The organism is Paraburkholderia sp. IW21 (genome assembly GCF_041321145.1).
Taxonomy (GTDB): domain Bacteria; phylum Pseudomonadota; class Gammaproteobacteria; order Burkholderiales; family Burkholderiaceae; genus Paraburkholderia.
In genome coordinates this window covers 15,358-29,711 of sequence record NZ_JBGGWA010000019.1, presented here as the reverse complement: position 1 = coordinate 29,711, position 14,354 = coordinate 15,358, and the positions used below count along the sequence as shown (strand labels likewise).

At 60.3% G+C, this 14,354-nt stretch carries 12 protein-coding genes; 5 read left to right on the top strand and 7 right to left on the bottom strand.

Annotated elements, in window-relative coordinates; genetic code table 11:
- The first annotated feature begins 7 nt into the window (after positions 1-7).
- The 3 genes from ACAX43_RS30825 (at position 8) to ACAX43_RS30815 (ending at position 2,875) form a co-directional block, all read left to right on the top strand.
- On the top strand, positions 8-994 hold the full coding sequence (locus ACAX43_RS30825) for an acetamidase/formamidase family protein (RefSeq protein ID WP_370712124.1): 987 nt from the start codon (positions 8-10) through the stop codon (positions 992-994).
- Between the two features lie 74 nt (positions 995-1,068).
- On the top strand, positions 1,069-2,223 hold the full coding sequence (locus ACAX43_RS30820; protein ID WP_370712123.1) for a transporter substrate-binding domain-containing protein: 1,155 nt from the start codon (positions 1,069-1,071) through the stop codon (positions 2,221-2,223).
- A gap of 1 nt (position 2,224) precedes the next feature.
- Positions 2,225-2,875 (top strand): ANTAR domain-containing response regulator, encoded by a 651-nt coding sequence (locus ACAX43_RS30815; protein WP_370712122.1) that lies wholly within the window; start codon positions 2,225-2,227, stop codon positions 2,873-2,875.
- A 77-nt stretch (positions 2,876-2,952) separates the two neighbouring features.
- Here ACAX43_RS30815 and ACAX43_RS30810 read toward each other — a convergent pair whose 3' ends face one another.
- The 4 genes from ACAX43_RS30810 to ACAX43_RS30795 form a co-directional block, all read right to left on the bottom strand.
- Positions 2,953-5,073, bottom strand: coding sequence for a hypothetical protein (locus ACAX43_RS30810; RefSeq protein WP_370712121.1), 2,121 nt, complete (start codon positions 5,071-5,073; stop codon positions 2,953-2,955).
- 179 nt (positions 5,074-5,252) lie between these two features.
- Entirely contained in the window at positions 5,253-5,945 is a 693-nt protein-coding gene (locus ACAX43_RS30805; RefSeq protein WP_370712182.1) for a serine protease, read from the bottom strand.
- A gap of 59 nt (positions 5,946-6,004) precedes the next feature.
- A complete protein-coding gene (locus ACAX43_RS30800) occupies positions 6,005-6,400 on the bottom strand; it encodes an RT0821/Lpp0805 family surface protein (protein ID WP_370712120.1) in 396 nt (131 codons plus the stop codon).
- Between the two features lie 156 nt (positions 6,401-6,556).
- Positions 6,557-7,594: a DUF4145 domain-containing protein gene (locus ACAX43_RS30795; protein ID WP_370712119.1), complete on the bottom strand. Its 1,038-nt coding sequence runs from the start codon at positions 7,592-7,594 to the stop codon at positions 6,557-6,559.
- Positions 7,595-7,961: 367 nt separating this feature from the next.
- Here ACAX43_RS30795 and ACAX43_RS30790 point away from each other — a divergent pair, with 367 nt between their 5' ends.
- On the top strand, positions 7,962-8,189 hold the full coding sequence (locus ACAX43_RS30790) for a hypothetical protein (RefSeq protein WP_370712118.1): 228 nt from the start codon (positions 7,962-7,964) through the stop codon (positions 8,187-8,189).
- A gap of 109 nt (positions 8,190-8,298) precedes the next feature.
- Here ACAX43_RS30790 and ACAX43_RS30785 read toward each other — a convergent pair whose 3' ends face one another.
- Positions 8,299-8,541 carry a hypothetical protein gene (locus tag ACAX43_RS30785; RefSeq protein ID WP_370712117.1) on the bottom strand — a complete coding sequence of 81 codons (243 nt, stop codon included), beginning with the start codon at positions 8,539-8,541 and terminating at the stop codon, positions 8,299-8,301.
- Between the two features lie 970 nt (positions 8,542-9,511).
- Between ACAX43_RS30785 and ACAX43_RS30780 the strand changes: the two genes are divergently transcribed.
- Positions 9,512-10,144 carry a helix-turn-helix domain-containing protein gene (locus ACAX43_RS30780; RefSeq protein ID WP_370712116.1) on the top strand — a complete coding sequence of 211 codons (633 nt, stop codon included), beginning with the start codon at positions 9,512-9,514 and terminating at the stop codon, positions 10,142-10,144.
- 71 nt (positions 10,145-10,215) lie between these two features.
- Here ACAX43_RS30780 and ACAX43_RS30775 read toward each other — a convergent pair whose 3' ends face one another.
- Entirely contained in the window at positions 10,216-13,239 is a 3,024-nt protein-coding gene (locus ACAX43_RS30775) for an FAD-binding and (Fe-S)-binding domain-containing protein (protein ID WP_370712115.1), read from the bottom strand.
- A 52-nt stretch (positions 13,240-13,291) separates the two neighbouring features.
- Positions 13,292-14,329 carry a DUF1338 domain-containing protein gene (locus tag ACAX43_RS30770; RefSeq protein WP_370712114.1) on the bottom strand — a complete coding sequence of 346 codons (1,038 nt, stop codon included), beginning with the start codon at positions 14,327-14,329 and terminating at the stop codon, positions 13,292-13,294.
- Positions 14,330-14,354: the final 25 nt, after the last annotated feature.

Here is a 14,354-nt window from a genome sequence, read left to right as displayed (position 1 = left end):
CGCAAAGATGAAATGGCTTGAGGAATCAATCATGATGAAGCGAGGCGTCGGCGCTGATCGCGATCCGGTGGAGCACCATCTCACCGAGGAATTGCAGAAGACCTTTCACTACACGATCGGGCCGTACTCGCAGCCGGTGATGCATGTCAAACCAGGCGACCGCGTGGTGGTGGACACCCGGGACGCGTTCGAGGGCAAGATCACTTCCGAAACGGATAAGCCATCCGAGTTGCTGACCGTGCCGTTCCTGAATCCGCAGAATGGCCCCATCATGATCGAGGGCGCGGAGAAGGGCGACGTCATTGCCGTGCATATCGAGAAGATGGCGCCGCGCGGCGACGATCCGCACGGATTCTGCTGCATGATCCCGAATTTCGGCGGATTGACGGGCACCGACTATACGGCACTCCTGAACGAGCCGCTGCCGGAGATTGTCCGCAAGATCAAGATCGATGAAGAAAACGTGTACTGGAGCCGTCGCCATACGCTTCCGTACCGTCCGCACATCGGCACGTTGAGCCTCTCGCCCGAGATCGACTCGATCAATTCGCTCACGCCCGATTCGCACGGCGGCAATATGGATGTGCCCGACATGGGCCCTGGCAGCATCACGTATCTTCCCGTGCGCTCGCCGGGAGGGCGGCTCTTCATCGGCGATGCACACGCCTGTCAGGGCGACGGCGAGGTGTGCGGCACGGCCGTCGAGTACGCGAGCACGACCACCGTCCGCGTCGACCTCATCAAGAACTGGCAGATCGCGTGGCCGCGACTGGAGAACGAGGATGCCTTGATGAGCATCGGCAGCGCACGTCCGCTCGAAGATGCAACGCGGATCGCGTACCGGGAACTCGTGCTCTGGATGGCTGCGGAATATGGTTTCGACAAGTGGGATGCGTATATGATGCTGAGTCAGGTGGGCAAGGTTCGACTTGGGAACTTTGTGGATCCGAAATACACCGTTGGGGCGATGGTAGCCAAGCGCTACCTCAAATAGAACGGCCGAAGCGCGGGACCACCTGAAAACAGGGTGGTCCCGCGTTCAGCTACTCATGTCGGGCACGGCACGAAATGGCTTTATCTGATCCCATCAAAGTGGGGCTTCTCACTTCCAGCAGCGGCTCGACTTCGCTGCTGGAGATATCCCAGCGGCGCGGCGCCGCCTTGGCCCTGGAGGAAATCAACGACCGGGGCGGAATTGCCGGCCGCGAACTGGTTGCCATTCACTACGATCCCGCTTCTGATCCTGCCGCTTTTCGCGAGCTTGCAGAGCGGCTGATCCTGAAAGACGGCGTGAACGTCATTTTCGGCGGATACACATCCACGAGCCGGAAGGCGATGCTGCCGGTCGTGGAAAAGTACAATCGGCTGCTGATCTATTCGCAGCAGTACGAAGGCTTCGAATACTCGGACAACATCATCTATAGCGGAGCGTCGCCCAACCAGAACGGTGTTCAGCTCGCGGACTTCATGACCGAGACGTTCGGCGCGCGTGTCTACATGGTCGGCTCGCGCTATGTGTACCCGTATGAATGCAATCGGACCATGCAGGAGCTTTTGTTGCAGCATCCGGAAGGCGCGATCCTTGGCGAACGCTATCTTGAACTGGACGCGCCCGCGGGACACTTCGCCAAGGTTGCCGCGGACATCAAGCGGAAAGCGCCCGACTGGATCTTCTCTACCGTGATCGGCAAGACCGTGCCACACCTTTACGAAGCGTATGCGCAAGCCGGCCTCGATTCATCGACGATGCCAATCGCAAGCCTCAATACCTCCGAGACCGAAATCCACGCGATGAAGCAAGGCGTGGCCGCCGGCCACTTCACGGCGGCGCCCTACTTCCAGAGTATCGACACAGCCGAGAATCATGCCGCGCTACGGCATCATCAGGCGCGGTTCGGCGCGGATACACCGACCGACATGAATTGGGAGGCGGCTTACTATCAAATGCACATGTTTGCTCGGGCATTCGAACTCGCCGGCTCCGATGAGATCGCCAGGATCATGCCGCATCTGCTTGGGATGGAGTACGCCGCGCCGCAGGGACGAGTGCGGATCGATCCCGGCAATCACCACACGGCGCTGTATCCCCGGGTCGGGCGCGCAAATGCCGAAGGCCAGTTCACCATTTTGCGCGAGTCGAAATTCGCCGTCGCGCCTGATCCCTATATGACCCGGCAGACGCTCGGGGATTGGGTGACGAAACTCAGCACGCGGGAATACTGACGTGAGCGGGCGAGGCGACAGCGGGCAACGGAGTCTGACCGGTTCGATTCTGAACCGGAGTCTGCGCGTGGTCGTTTTCCATCCCAAGGACGATGACGGGTTGACGCTGACGAACCACCTTCGGCGTATAGGCTTCGAGGTAGAGACGGTCTGGCCTCCATCCGACGTGTTGCCGGACAAGGTCGATCTTGTTTTCCGGGCGCTACGGCCGGAGGAGCGTGCGCCTAAAGACGAATGGTTCGGTCCTGACGCTCCGCCGCTCATCTGCGTCGTCACCTATGAGAACCCTACATTCATCGATCAGGCCATCAAGATGGGATCGGACGGCATCATCACCACACCGATTCGCGCGTCGGGATTGCTGTCGGCGATCGTGATGGCGTTGCACCACGCCAGGCGAGCACGTCAGAACGCGCAGAGAATCGCGAAGCTTGAGCAAAAGCTTCTCGACAGCCGACACCTGAGTGAGGCAAAGGAAATCTTGATGCTGATGCATCAGGTCGGCGAGAGCGAAGCCTACGAGATGTTACGCGCTCAAGCCATGGAAAAGCGCGTCACGATCGACGATATCTGCCATTCCGTGATTCAGGCGGGCGAGGTACTCCAGTTAAGGCGCAATGTCGCGCCAACCGACAGCGGAAATGCAGTCTGACTGATGTGCGTTCGGCCTGTGCCGTTCACGGCAAGCGCATTTGTGGCATAAGGCAGCACTGCTGCCAGCGGGTAAAGTCAGTCGTCTTTCAGCGTCTTTGTGCCAAATGTCCGGTAAAACCAGAAACCGGAAAAACCCGCCAAAGCCATAATTAGGAGCGCTCCGAAATGCCACAATTCGAATGAATGGTGAAGATCCTCAAGCTCTTTTAATGGCGTTAGTTTGAGCCACAAGAATATCTTCCATTGCCAATCGTAGGGGCTCGCGCCGGCTGCATATTGAACAGCCTCGAAGACTTCTTTGCCGACGATGCTCAACGCGAGCCCTGCGCCGATAGCCTGAAACAATTTCGTCCTGCGCTCACGCAGTTCGAGGGCGACCTCAGCGGTAGCGTAGTCGATCCGATCGATCGATTCGAGCGTTTCCTGACGCTGCTCGTCAAATCCCCAACTGCTTATGAGGAGCCTGCGAAACTCATTCAACGGCCAGCCATCAGCGTGATTGAGCGCTTTTACGCCCGCCTTCAATGCATTCGCTCGCGCGTGCCACGTGTGGATCTTCCAATGTTCAAACTCCTTCAGCCGGAATGTACGACTATCCAGGAGCTTCTGTTGATACTCCAGTGCATCCTCCAGCGAACAGGATTCATGGAACTTCGCGAAGTAGTCACAGGCCTCGGCCATGTCACGAAAAATTCTTGTCACGCCGTCAACGGGCAGTTGCGAGTGAGTCCAATCCTTGAAGGCAGTGACCCCGTCGCGGTGAACCAGCAGAAGGCCGCCGTCAATTGACATCACACGGTAGCTGGATTCCGGCGGCACGTTCATGGGTGACGTGATATCCCCTCCTGGGGACGACATGGCTTTCAACCAGCCCCGAAAGGTCGGACAGTCGGCGATGAAAGGAATGGGCGGGGCTGCTTCCGGGTCAGGCTGCGCAGCGGCCTCGTGGACCCACGTGCCGTACCGGAGCTTTTTCGAGCCGACGTCGGCGATCGGCGGCGTCCACGCGATAGTCTGCTCTGGAATCGGTGAATAGCAGCGCCAGACGGCTGGCAGCACATCGTCATACCAATGCAGGCGCGAGCCTGGCTCGGTACGGTCGCCGATACGAACGTTCTTTGGCGCACCGAGCAGCGAGTACGTGCCATAGTGGTCCCACCATGGCTGGTTTGGGGAGATTGCGCTGTGATGATAGCTGGCGATCTTGCGCGGTTCGTCCTTAGGACGCGCCTCTCCCCAGCGCTCGTCTTCCAATTGTTCGAGTTTTTTCCACAACGATTTCAGCGTCAATCCCAACTCCGGCGCAAGCGAGATCGTCATGTCGCCGCCCGTCCCGACTTCCTTGGGACGGAAAAGGCCAAGGACGTCGAAGCCGCGCCGCGTCCAGGTGTTTTCACGGTCGCTGCGTGCAAACATCTTGAGTAAGCCACTGGGATTCGGCTCTTCAAGAAACAGTGCGTCGACGAGCATCGATTTGCCCGATGTTGCCAATGGCAGGCTGAGCTGACACTGCTTGCCGTGCTGACGGGCCAGGTTGTACTGTGATCGTTCGTACTCGACATGGTTTCGAGCCCGCAGGAAAGCTTCCGAGTGTTCCAGCCTGGCGAGATCGATCCTCGTCGGAGATCCCCCTTGCAAAAACGCTGCGTTAACCAGTTCCAGGCAGGCGTGCGCGCCGTCGTTGAATTTTCCCGGATCGATGGGCGCTTCCTTGCCCACCCCCTGAAGGTCGAGATAGCTATGCCCGAGCGCGGTCACGAGATAGGCGATAGATTCGGTCCACGGCCTCTGTTCGCGGGTGTAGCCGTCTTCCCAACGGGACACATAGTCGCACCACTTTTCCACGTGATCGGAGGACGGCTCGACGAGGTCCCCCTCGCCCATGAGTTGCCGGAACAGTATCAGCGAAAAACAGGTGTCCAGGGACAAGTCTTCGAGTACGATCCGCCGGACACCTGCCATGCCTTTGCGTAAGCGGTCCTGCCAGTGGCTGCGGGTTGCCGCATTCGCCCATACGTAGCCCGAAACGGATCGGAACGGCGAATCCGGATACTTGGGATTGAGAACCAGGCCCTCCTGCTCGTCGTCCTCTGAACTTCCTATCCCGACCAGAATCTCCCCGGCGTTTGCCCGGGCGACATTGGGATCGAATGTGAAAGTCATTTGCTTCCACCACTGATGATCACTCGTCGTCATTTCTTATCCCCTGGCACAGGCACGTCGGAAGCACTGGCCCAATAAGATGTCTTCGCAACGATAGGTTGAATCCGCCGGGTCTCTCGGGTCAGACAGCTATTCTTCCCGATGACGTCCAACGCGCCGGCGAGGCGCTGCTGACGGAATGTTCGGGTTGCTGAATATGGCCTTGCGCGGCATCAGTTTCCCTCGATTGCATCCGCGCACTGAACTAACACCGCTATGCGACGCAGTCGCTCCGATGCTCCGACGCGTAACCGCGTTCGGCGTTTGTCCCGCCACAAATCGACGCCGTTTGACGTCAGAAACCCGACTATTTCTTGCGTCGGCACCACCACACCAAGTTCAGGTCTTTCGCTGTAGCGCCCAACAACCACCCCTTGCAGTGCGCCGCTCGTGTCGAGCACGGGGGCGCCGCTGTATCCTGCATACAATCGAGCGCGCACGACCAGAACCCGGCGGCCTGCCGCCCAGGCAACCCCGCTCATCGAGCCTCGCGTCAACACCGGCACTCGTGGTGTCGAAGGCGTCATGCCAAATCCGATCGTGTATAAGGCCGACCGTGCCGGCCTTTCCTTGCCCCAAGGGACGAGCGCTGCGGCGTCAAGCACAGCACGAGTCGTCAGCAATGCCAGGTCGAGGCGCTCGTCTGAAACCCGGATCGATGCAGTCGAGGCGGGGCCGTACTGAGGCCAGATGTTGATGTGCTGGCAACCGGTGACGTTGTGCGCGCTGGTAAGCATCAACCCCTCGGGGGAAACGAAGAATGCAGTACCGCTCCTTAGCAACGGCGCGTCGTCTACCGCAGTTCGTACGGAGTTCGGAACGTGTCGCGAAGCGCGTCCGAAGGCTGGACTGCATACCAACAACATGAGCGTTGCAGCGCGCAACAAGAAGTGCCCAGGCGCCGTGGAGGAGAGCTGCATCGCAGTCAATCGCTTGCCGACTTCCATTGCCCATTGGCGTCGCGGCACGCACGTGCCGTGTCGGTATATGTCTTGCCGTCCCGTACGTAAGTCTCCGTATAGTCGCGGCAAGTCTGCGCGTTGGCAGCTTTGGTGTATCCGCTAAGCGGTTTGATCGTGCCGGAATTACCCGTTTTCGGATTTTTCCAGTGTCGCGGATGGTCGTTGGTGGACGTCTGCAACGTCTGCAAAAGCGCGGCGTTGCGCTCTTCGCGATCGCGTTCGTCCATTTTCTGGCCGATCAGACCGCCGACCAAACCACCGGCCAACGCGCCCGCAATGGTAGCGCCGGCGTTGCCATGCGAGGCCGACGCCCCCGCGACCCCGCCTAAAAGCGCGCCAATCGAGGCACCACCGATCATATTCTGGTTGCCGGACGATGGCCCGGTCACAGTGCAACCCACGACTGTGAGGCACCCAATGACGGCACTACTCGCAAGCCACGAATGTTTATTCATTTTTTGCTCAGCTCTACGTAGTGTGATTCCCCGGCGAATACGCGCCGATTGGCGCCCCGATTACGATGCCCATACGCCCCGCCGCGCCGCGTGCGCTTCTCGCTCGGCATCGATATAAGGCTGGGGCGCATGCTTTCGGGTACGCGCCCAGCCATGCCGCAACGCTTGTTCGCCGATGTCCTGGTCCTGCGCGAAGCACTGATATGTATTTCCCGGCCGTGCAAAGCAGGCCAGCCGCGCCCCCTGCGAATTGACGTACTGCTGGAGCGCCATGGCCGGAGACCCGTCGGCACCCCGGAGACCATACAAATTGACGATTTTGCCGGCAACGATCACGGCACTCGAATCGAGGACTTGGGTCATATCGCCCTCCAAGGTCGGCTTCTCCTGGGATTGGTGGGTAGGCGAACGCGGAGGCGTTGTTTGGGCTGCAGCACCCGAAGCGGACGGTTCAGTCGGCACGACCGGCTTGATCGGAACGGGCGCCGCCGGAGGCGAAGGCGCGAGCACTATATAAGCGGCGTAGCCCACGCCTGCGACCGCTACGAAGCCGCCTGCTGCGAGCGTGACAATCCGTGTCGAGAGGGGCTGCGATGGCCGTCGCTCTGTCTCATGGCTGTTGCGTTCAGGCCTGTGCGGCTCGGTGGAATCTATCCGGGAGGGGTCTAATTTGGCCGTGGTCTGAGCCGGCCGCGCCGCCACCGTTGAGGCGGAAAGGGAGTCCGGCCGCTCCTGCTCGAAATACCACAACAGAATGACGACAAGTTGGTCGAGCGAATGCTGAGCGTCCGAGGGCAGTATTTCGTCGCCGCGTCCGTGGGTTCCGAGATTGCCCATTTCTCGAATGCCGCTAGCATAGGTTGCAATCTTCGGCGGCAAGAGGTGCTCTTTGATTAGCCGCTGAAGCAGGTTTTCCAATGGTCGAGTGCCGGGATCTTCGTTGAAATGCCGGCGGTAGACCTCATTGACCACGTACTCAAGGACCCGGCGGGTCCGAGTCAGCGTCATACGTGGGTCGATTTCCGCGAGCTGGAATGTAAGCCTGATTTCCTGGCGGAGTTCGAAAAGCTCGTCTGTGAGTGAATCCAGACGATGCATCAAAGACTCGGCAGGGGGAGGCTGTTGCATAGCGATATCGCTGACCTGTGCTGCGCTGCAGAGCAAAATTTGCTCTGCACGCAACCCCGCCGCGAATACCTCGGATGAGGAGATTATTCTTTAGGTACTACTACATGGTAGAGGGTTAAGCGCAGTGGCTTACGGACAAATTTCAGCCGAAACTCGACAATATTCCGCGAGAATAAAGCGCCTCGCGCTGATATATGAATCACCCTTGCCCCTGCACCACGGCACCACGGCACTTAGCGCTACGTGCGTGGTGCATCGACTATCGCACGCAACCGCCTCAACGGAGCAGCGGAACGTGCTAGATTTCACTTGCGACGCCTTCAACGGAGGTTCTTGCATGGATACCCATTCCATCCTGGGCATGATTCACGCCGAAGAAGCTTTACTGGTTTCCATAGTACGGTCGTTGCCACCAGACCTTAGACGCAAGGTCGCGAACGACTTCCATGAGCAGGTTGAACTCGCCGAGACGTCCCACCTGAGTTCGACAAGCGATCGAGAAACGAGCGACGCGTTCAAGGCTCATATCAGAAGGTTATCCATCATGCTTGCCTCGCTGTCTTAACGAAAAATCCACGAGTCCGAGGTGCCGCATGCGTGTCAGAGGTTGATCTGACCGTACGCGTGCTACGGGTAGCAGCCCACGCTACGTCGCACGCTGACTTCACGCCGGGCTAGTTCGGCGGCGGGAGTGCCGGATCGAGTTTCGCGGACTGTCTGACAAGTTGATCAGTCATCGCGGCTGCGATCGGGTTCGAGCCGGGACGGTATGGGTCGTTACGGCTGGGCTGTGCGGGTGGCGGGAGCGCCGGATCGAGTTGGGCAGACTCCTTGACCAGTTCGTCCGTCATCGCGGCAGCAACGGAATACGAGCCATGGCGACGCAGACTGTCACGCCTGCTTTCGGTTCGCGGCATGAGGAGCGCCTTCGACTCAGCGTAGACGTGGGCGTTGACCGATGCGCGTGTACGCGTGTCCGGTCGACGCCATTGCGCGGAGCCCTCGGCTGACGAGTCGGATTCGGTCACTACAGCGCCGCTCGTGGACTGCTTAGGGCCAGTAGCGATCTCCTCCGGGTTGCCACCAGAGAGAGGCGCCGCGCCGACCACACTTCCCACAGTCACCTGGGTGTCGTCGTTTCGGGAGGCAGTCGTGGCCAATCCCGCGGAACTGTTTGTCGTGACGTCGGTTTCGACCTTCGAGCGGTGGCTATAGTGTGATAATAAAAGCGCCCCCAATGCCAACTCGACGAGAAGCACCCCGACTATCAATGATGTGCGTACATTCCTCATATTAACCAACGGTTCGTTCAATCGATGCGATTGGATTGATGATGACGGTCCGCTCGAAAAACATGTCGAACGGCGAATTCGCAGTGTGAGCCTGCGATAGATGACTTGGGGATGATCTGCGCGACCCGCACACGTTGATAGTCCAGCGGCAATCGTCCGGTGATTCACGCCACCGACCGGCACTGGACATCATGCGTATGCTAATGCGAAAAGATAATCTGTGCCGTACGGCCGTGATATCCGAGCAAGACAGGCCGAAAGCCACGAGTAGTCTCTACACCCGCAGCCACTCGGGACTACAGTTTGATGCTACGAAACATTCGGCTGGCGAGAGGCGATTTTCTCGTCCGGAGTAGTCAGATTTTTGTCGGCAGCAAGCTAGCCCTTTTCGTGATCGACGCAGACGCAATTCATCCGACGATCCGCACGAGGCGCGATGCAGCGTCCGCCGTTGACTCGCTGCTGCCAACACCTCGCGTTTCCGATGAGAAAAGCTGTTCCGCGCCGTCAAAGCTCTCGCCGAGTTCCGCCAGCGACCAAATGTTATTATCGGAAACATCGAACGCCGCGCAAGGCGAGCATTTTAGCCAGCCCCATGGACACCCACCTCACCAAACCCGCCGATCAATCGACAACCGACCTCGGCCGCCGCGTCCGCGCCGCGCGCCAGGCGCAGGACTTGACGCTGGAAACCGCCAGCCGCCTCTGCGGTGTCTCCCGCTCGACCCTCTCCAAAGTCGAAAACGGCCTGATGTCCCCCACCTTCGACGTCCTGCAGAAAATCGTCCTCGGCCTGAAGATCGAAATCGGCGAACTCTTCGGTTCGACACCCAAAGTCAGCGCTAGCGGCCGCCGCGCGTTGACACGCAAAAACGAAGGCCAGCGCCACGCCTATCGTGGCTATCAGATGGAGTTACTCGCCACGGATCTCGCGCACAAAGCGATGCTGCCGTTTCGCATCCGCATCTCCGCGCACACGCTGGACGCGTTCGACGATTGGGGCCGTCACGAGGGCGAAGAATTCCTGTATGTGATCAGTGGCAGCGTGTGCCTGTATTCCGAGTTGTATGCGCCGACGCATCTGAACGCCGGCGACAGCCTGTACTTCGACAGCCGCACCGGCCACGCCGCGGTCTCCACCAGCGAAGAAGACGCCGAAGTGTTGTGGATGGCGACGAGCGCCGATATCCCGCAAGCGCCGGCCAGTGCCGAACTGGCGAAGAAATAACGAAGGCGCCCAAACGGCGCCCTCACGCGTATCAACGGCAACGGCAACGGCAACGCCAACGCCAACGCACCTTAACGGCGACGCCCCGCCAACGCCCGCTGCGCAAGTTGCGCGATATGCATTGCGTGACGCCCAGTCCCTTGCTCGATCTGCTCACGGCAACTGAACCCGTTGGTTAGCACGATCGTTTCCGCGTTCGCCGCGGTCGCGTCACGCACAGCCGGAAACAGCTTGTCTTCACCGATCTTCTCCGAAAGCGCGTGATGCTCAGCATTAAAACCGAACGATCCCGCCATCCCGCAGCATCCTGTATCGAGCAATTTCCACTTCACCCCGAGCTTGTTCAACAACGCGGTATCGCCTTGCATGCCGAACAGCGCCTTCTGATGACAATGCCCATGCACGATCACGTCCGCGGAAAGCGCCGGCCAATCGAACGGCTGACGTGCGACGAAATCGGAGAACAGAAAAGTTTGCGCCGACAACTGTTTCGCTAAAGCATGACCGGGGAGCTGCTTCAGCAACTCATCCTTGAAAACGGATAAGCAACCGGGTTCAAGACCGACCAGCGGCACACCGGCGGCAATATCGTCCCCGAGGTCATCAAGAATGGTGGTCAACAACTCGCGCGCACGTTCGAGCAAGCCGAAGTCATACAGTGGACGCCCGCAGCACAAACGATTCTTCGGCAGCACGACGTGCCAGCCCATTTGCGTCAGCACATCGGCGGCGGCCTGGGCAATCTCCGGCGTGAAGTGATCATTGAAGGTATCGACCCACAGGATGACTTTTTTCACCGCACCGCGATCAAGTGCACGAGCGTCACGCTCTGTCCGAGACGAACGCCGCGCAATCTCCCGGTACGTCTGCGGAGCGAATTTCGGCAATTCCCGCGCCTGCGCCACACCCGCAACCCACTTTCCAACCGACGCCAATCCCGGCGCCGAAGTCACAAAGTTGGTCAGCCTGGGAAACCGCGCCGCCCACGGCGCCCACTCACCGATCCGTCCCATGAACATCGCCTGACGTGGCCGACGATTCGTCTCGTAGTAATGCGAAAGAAATTCCGCCTTGTATGAAGCCATGTCCGTATGCGTCGGACAATCGGATTTGCAGCCTTTGCACGCGAGGCAGGTATCGAGCGCCTCTTTCACTTCGCGGCTTTGCCAGCCATCGGTGATCACTTCGCCTTGCAGCATTTCCCAGAACAGATGCGCGCGGCCACGCGTCGAGTATTTCTCTTCGCGCGTCGCACGATAGCTCGGACACATCGTGCCGCCTTCGAGCGAGCGGCACTTGCCCATGCCGATGCATCGCTCGATCTGACGCTGGAAACCATCGCCTTCCTGACTCGCGAAAGTGAGCTTCGTTTGCAAGGTCACGGGCTTGTAGGCCGGACCCATGCGCAGGTTCTCATCGGCGCGATACGCATGCACCACCTTGCCGGGATTCAATCGATTGGCCGGGTCCCAGATCGCCTTGAACTGCTCCATCGCCTGCATCAGTTCAGGGCCGTACATGATCGGCAGGAACTCGGCCTTGGCCTGGCCGTCGCCGTGTTCGCCCGAAAGCGAACCGCCGAATTCGACCACCAGTTCCGCCGCTTCACGCAGAAACTTACGCCACGTTGCGACACCTTCAGCGCGACGCAGATCGAAGGTAATGCGCGCGTGCACGCAGCCGTCGCCGAAATGGCCGTACAGGCTCGTCTCGTAGCCATAGCGATCCACCAATGCCTGAAATGCGCGCAGATAATCGCCGAGACGCGCCGGATCGACCGCCGCATCTTCCCAACCGACCACCGGATCGGGCTTGCTCGAATCCACCGACAACGCCACCGCCGACGCCCCCGTCTCGCGGATCGACCACACCTTCGCCTGCAACGCGCGATCTTCGACGAGCATCGCCGACACGTTCGGCCCTGCTTCGCCCGACGTAAAATACGCCGCAGCGGTTTGCGCCTGACGCACGGCATCGGCTTGCGTGTCCGCGCCGAATTCGAGCACGACCCAGGCATCGCCTTCCGGCAGCAGCGCGATCTCGTCCTTCTTTAAACCGCGCGCCTGCAAACCGCGGATGATCGCGCGGTCGAGCCCTTCGATCGCAATCGGCCCGCAGCGCATGAAATGCGGCACGGCGTCCGCGGCGGTGTAGATATCCGTGAAGCCCACCACCACGATCACGCGTTTCGCCGGACTTTTCACGAGCCGCACTTTCGCCTGCAAGGTCACGGCGCACGTGCCCTCGGTGCCGACCAGCGCGCGCGCGACGTTGAAGCCGTTTTCCGGCAGCAGTTGATCGAGATTGAAGCCCGACACGCGCCGCTTGATCTGCGGGAATTTCGCGCGAATCTGATCGGCGTAGGTGTCGCGCAGTTGTTTGAGGGCGGCGTAGATTTCGCCCTGGCGGCCGCCCGCGGCGATGATGCGTTCGAGTTCGTCGTCAGGTGTGGGGCCGACCCAGAAGCGCGCGCCGTCGAAGGTCGCGACTTCCAGCGCCTCGACGTTTTCAACCGTCTTGCCGGCCATCACCGAATGCGCGCCGCACGAGTTGTTGGCGATCATGCCGCCGAGCGTGCAGCGGCTGTGCGTCGCGGGATCGGGCGCGAAGGTGAGGCCGTGTGCTTCGGCAGCATCGCGCAAGGTGTCGCACACCACACCCGGCTCGACGATCGCGACACCCGCGACAGGATCGACCGACACCACGCGGTTCACATACTTGCTCGCGTCGGCCACCACGGCGACGTTCACGCATTGGCCGTTCTGCGCGGTGCCGCCGCCGCGCGCGAGAAACGGCACATCGTTGCGACGGCAGGCAGCGAGCGCTTCCAGCAGATCGTCGACGTCCGACGGCACCACCACGGCGAGCGGGACTTGCCGATAGTTCGACGCATCCGCCGCATACAGCGCTTTCGAGCCCTGATCGAAGCGCACTTCGCCGCGCACGTGACGGCGCAAGTCCGTTTCGAGCGCCTGCATCACGGCGGCAGTGCCCTGGAAAGACTTGGCGACGCGCGGCTCAGTCACCGCGGTATAAGCCACCTCGTCCAACACATTCACGCCCGCGCCCTGCTCTTCATCTATTGACGTTCCCACTGCGCTCCCCATGTCTTGTGCCCAACGTCCGCGCTAAGGCCTCAACTACGCATCAAGCAGCCTGGCTCGCGGTCATCTTGAAGATGCCTTGTGCGTTGCCCGCGTCGAAACGCAGGTCCGTTTCCCAGCGGCGCACGTCCTGATCGAACGTGCGCTTGCGCGTGATGAACTCGTAGAACGAGCCCGGCACCTCGCGCGCCACGATGCTGCCATTTGCCGAACGAAATTCGCGCCGCACGATATCCGCGCGATATGCGGTCTGAAATACACGGCCCGAACGCGAACGCTCGACTTCCGGCTTCATCGGACGACCCTTCGCTTTTTCGTCGTCGGAGAGTTTAAACACGTCCGCGACGCGATCGGTAGCGTGATTGAACGCGTTGCCTTCGGTCGCGATCCACGCCATTTCCGCCGATTCCTGCAACAATACTTCGTAATCGGCTTCGCGTGGCATCTGATGTTGACGCGCGAACGCGCCGACGATCACCGGCAGCAACGCCTGTGCCGCCTCAAGCGGCAGCACGCCTTCACGTTCGAGCTCCCACAACTGGCCGGTGGCTTGCGGCGTCAATGGATCACGCGATGCGCCAATCACATTCGTCACGGCCTGCTGGAATTCCGCCGAAAAACGCTCGGGATGCAATTCGCTGACGAAGAACTGCGCGATCTCATCGGGCGCATCCTCGTGCGCCCACGCGCGGCCGGTCATGCCGAGACGGTCGAGCGGATAACGGCCGTTGATCTTGAAGCCGAGCGGACGCAGGATTCGCGCGAAAGCGGCCTCGCCCGGCGGCAGCGCGCCGCTTTCGGCCCAGCGCACCGTGCGCAATGCGCCGTGGTCAAAATAGACGGTGCCGCCGGCGGCGACGGTTTCCTCGGTGTACTCGCGGCCATTCGCCGAACGCGCCAGCAGGTCTTCGAAAAGCGCCATGTTCATCGCTTGAGCCAGTTCGGCGCGCGTGACAGTGCCGTCTTCCCACTCGTTGAGGATCTGCGGATGGTTCAGCGTGGCGAACAGCCTCGCAGTTTTCCCGGCACCGAGCAGTGTCCGCAGCAGTTGTTCGACATTCGCATTCTTGACGTTTCGCATACAGGTTCCAGGCGGAGTACGGTAA

Bases quoted from the DNA above. Each gene is read 5' to 3' on its own strand.
- ACAX43_RS30825 (WP_370712124.1), top strand. From the start codon at position 8: ATGAAATGGCTTGAGGAATCAATCATGATGAAGCGAGGCGTCGGCGCT.
- ACAX43_RS30820 (WP_370712123.1), top strand. From the start codon at position 1,069: ATGGCTTTATCTGATCCCATCAAAGTGGGGCTTCTCACTTCCAGCAGC.
- ACAX43_RS30810 (WP_370712121.1), bottom strand. From the start codon at position 5,073: ATGACGACGAGTGATCATCAGTGGTGGAAGCAAATGACTTTCACATTC.
- ACAX43_RS30805 (WP_370712182.1), bottom strand. From the start codon at position 5,945: ATGTTGTTGGTATGCAGTCCAGCCTTCGGACGCGCTTCGCGACACGTT.
- ACAX43_RS30800 (WP_370712120.1), bottom strand. From the start codon at position 6,400: ATGATCGGTGGTGCCTCGATTGGCGCGCTTTTAGGCGGGGTCGCGGGG.
- ACAX43_RS30795 (WP_370712119.1), bottom strand. From the start codon at position 7,594: ATGCATCGTCTGGATTCACTCACAGACGAGCTTTTCGAACTCCGCCAG.
- ACAX43_RS30790 (WP_370712118.1), top strand. From the start codon at position 7,962: ATGGATACCCATTCCATCCTGGGCATGATTCACGCCGAAGAAGCTTTA.
- ACAX43_RS30785 (WP_370712117.1), bottom strand. From the start codon at position 8,541: ATGCCGCGAACCGAAAGCAGGCGTGACAGTCTGCGTCGCCATGGCTCG.
- ACAX43_RS30780 (WP_370712116.1), top strand. From the start codon at position 9,512: ATGGACACCCACCTCACCAAACCCGCCGATCAATCGACAACCGACCTC.
- ACAX43_RS30770 (WP_370712114.1), bottom strand. From the start codon at position 14,329: ATGCGAAACGTCAAGAATGCGAATGTCGAACAACTGCTGCGGACACTG.